Here is a 2,415-nt window from a genome sequence, read left to right on the forward strand (position 1 = left end):
CCGCCCCCACCCAGCGCCAGCCACCGCCCGCCACCCTCCCCACAGGAGTGCGCCAAGGCCGGTCCCCGTACGGCTGCGCTCACCAGGCCGGATGCGCGCGGCGCTCGTAGGCTCGGAAACATGTCAGACGTGTACGCGGCCCGCCGGGGCCTGCTTCGCGACCGCTGTGCGGCCGCCGGAAACGCCGCCGCACTCATCACGCGTCCGGCGAACGTCCGCTACCTCTCCGGAGCGTCGCCGCTGGGCGCGGTCCTGCTGCTCGGTCCGGGCGGGGAGGACATGCTGTTCTGCGCCGGAGCGCCCACCGGGGAGGCCGACGAGGGACGGCTCGACGAGAACCTGCGGCTCTCCGTGCTGACCGGCCCCGGAGCGGATCCGGCCGTCGCGGCGGCCGACTCGGCCACCGCGGCCCGGGCCGACTCCCTCGCCGTGGAGGAACACCACATCACCGTCGGCCGGTACCGCGCCCTGGGCTCGGTGGCGCCCGGGCTGCGCCTGGCCGATCTGGGGACCGCCGTGGAGCAGCAGCGCCTCGTCAAGGACGAGGAGGAGATCGCCTGCCTGCGGATCGCCGCCGAGATCGCCGACCAGGCCCTCGGGGAACTGCTGGAATCGATCCTGGTGGGCCGCACCGAACGGCACCTCGCACTGGAGCTGGAACGCCGGCTCGTGGACCACGGGGCCGACGGTCCGGCCTTCCCCACCTCCGTCGGAACCGGCCCGCACTCCGGACGCTCCCGGCACCGGCCCTCCGACCGCCGGGTCGAGGAGGGTGATTTCCTCTCCGTCTGCCTCGGCGCGAACTACCGGGGCTACCGCTGCGAGATCGGCCGCACCTTCGTGATCGGCACGACCCCCGCCGACTGGCAGATCGAGCTGTACGAACTCGTCTTCGCCGCCCAGCGGGCGGGCAGGGAGGCCCTGCTGCCCGGGGCCGCGTACCGCGATGTGGATCACGCGGCCCGCTCCGTACTCGACTCCGCTGGTCACGGGGAGGCCCTCGCGGCGTCGACCGGACACGGAGTCGGTCTCGAAATCGACGAGGACCCGCAGCTTGCACCTACGGCCATGGGTAAACTGGACGCTTGCGTGCCGGTCACCGTCGAACCGGGGGTTCACCTCCCTGGCCGGGGTGGTGTCCGGATCGATGACACGCTCGTCGTGCGCCCCGAGGCGGACGGCGGTCCCGAGCTACTCACCATTACGACCAAGGAGCTGCTCGCGCTCTAGCCCGCGTTCCCGGGCTGTGCGCGCACCCGTGGTCTTCCAGTGCAGGAGATTCCCACACCGTGGCTTCCACGAACGACCTCAAGAACGGCATGGTGCTGAAGCTCGACGGGGGCCAGCTCTGGTCCGTCGTCGAGTTCCAGCACGTCAAGCCCGGCAAGGGCCCGGCCTTCGTGCGCACCAAGCTGAAGAGCGTCATGTCCGGCAAGGTCGTCGACAAGACGTTCAACGCCGGCACCAAGGTCGAGACGGCCACCATCGACCGCCGCGACATGCAGTTCTCCTACATGGACGGCGAGTACTTCGTCTTCATGGACATGGAGGACTTCGACCAGCTGATGGTCGACAAGAAGGCCGTCGGCGATGCCGCCAACTTCCTCATCGAGGGCTTCACCGCGTCCGTGGCCCGCCACGAGGGCGAGGTGCTCTACGTCGAGCTGCCGGCCGCCGTCGAGCTGACCATCGCGCACACCGACCCGGGCGTCCAGGGCGACCGTTCCACCGGTGGCACCAAGCCGGCGACGCTGGAGACGGGCCACGAGATCCAGGTCCCGCTCTTCATCAACACCGGTGAGAAGATCAAGGTCGACACCCGCACCAGCGACTACCTCGGCCGGGTGAACAGCTAACCGTGGCTGCCCGGAGCAACGCGCGCAAGCGTGCTTTCCAGATCCTGTTCGAGGCCGACCAGCGCGGGGTCTCCGTGCGCGAGGTCCTCGCGGACTGGGTCCGCCACTCGCGGTCGGACACCGACCGTCAGCCCGCGGTGAACGAGTTCACCATGGAACTCGTCGAGGGGTACGCCGACAAGGTGGACCGCATCGACGATCTGATCGCCACCTACGCCGTGGACTGGGACCTCGACCGCATGCCGGTCGTGGACCGGAACATCGTGCGTCTCGGTGCCTACGAGCTGATCTGGGTCGACGGAACCCCGGACGCCGTGGCCATCGACGAGGCCGTCGAGCTGGCCAAGGAGTTCTCCACGGACGAGTCGCCCTCGTTCGTGAACGGGCTGCTCGGCCGCTTCAAGGACCTCAAGCCGAAGCTGCGTCGCAGCGAGAGCTGACCGGCGCCGCCGGTACGGCGTGAACGGAGGGCGCCCCGCGCCGCACGGCACCGCGGCCGCCAGCGTCCCCCGCGGGGGGGGGGGGGCGCTCGCCGGCCACAGCGCGTCCGCGGGCGCGG

3 protein-coding genes are annotated in these 2,415 nt (G+C 70.7%); all 3 read left to right on the forward strand.

All coding sequences use genetic code 11. From position 1 onward, the window contains the following. The first annotated feature begins 120 nt into the window (after window positions 1-120). From ABZY57_RS32630 to nusB, 3 genes are read left to right on the forward strand one after another with little or no spacing between them, the layout of a single operon-like run. Window positions 121-1,230 (forward strand): aminopeptidase P family protein, encoded by a 1,110-nt coding sequence (locus ABZY57_RS32630; RefSeq protein ID WP_356518151.1) that lies wholly within the window; start codon window positions 121-123, stop codon window positions 1,228-1,230. Window positions 1,231-1,289: 59 nt separating this feature from the next. Beyond that, complete coding sequence (gene efp / locus ABZY57_RS32635; protein ID WP_356518153.1) at window positions 1,290-1,856, forward strand: elongation factor P; 567 nt, start codon at window positions 1,290-1,292, stop codon at window positions 1,854-1,856. 2 nt (window positions 1,857-1,858) lie between these two features. Next, the gene (gene nusB, locus ABZY57_RS32640) at window positions 1,859-2,296 is read left to right on the forward strand and encodes a transcription antitermination factor NusB (RefSeq protein ID WP_266876512.1); all 438 of its coding nucleotides are present in this window, start codon (window positions 1,859-1,861) and stop codon (window positions 2,294-2,296) included. Window positions 2,297-2,415 lie beyond the last annotated feature (119 nt).

This window comes from Streptomyces sp. NPDC006450 (genome assembly GCF_040612195.1).
In the GTDB taxonomy this organism is placed as follows: domain Bacteria; phylum Actinomycetota; class Actinomycetes; order Streptomycetales; family Streptomycetaceae; genus Streptomyces.

What these genes read in the sequence shown, in the direction of transcription:
- ABZY57_RS32630 (WP_356518151.1), top strand. Translation starts at nt 121, where the DNA reads ATGTCAGACGTGTACGCGGCCCGCCGGGGCCTGCTTCGCGACCGCTGT.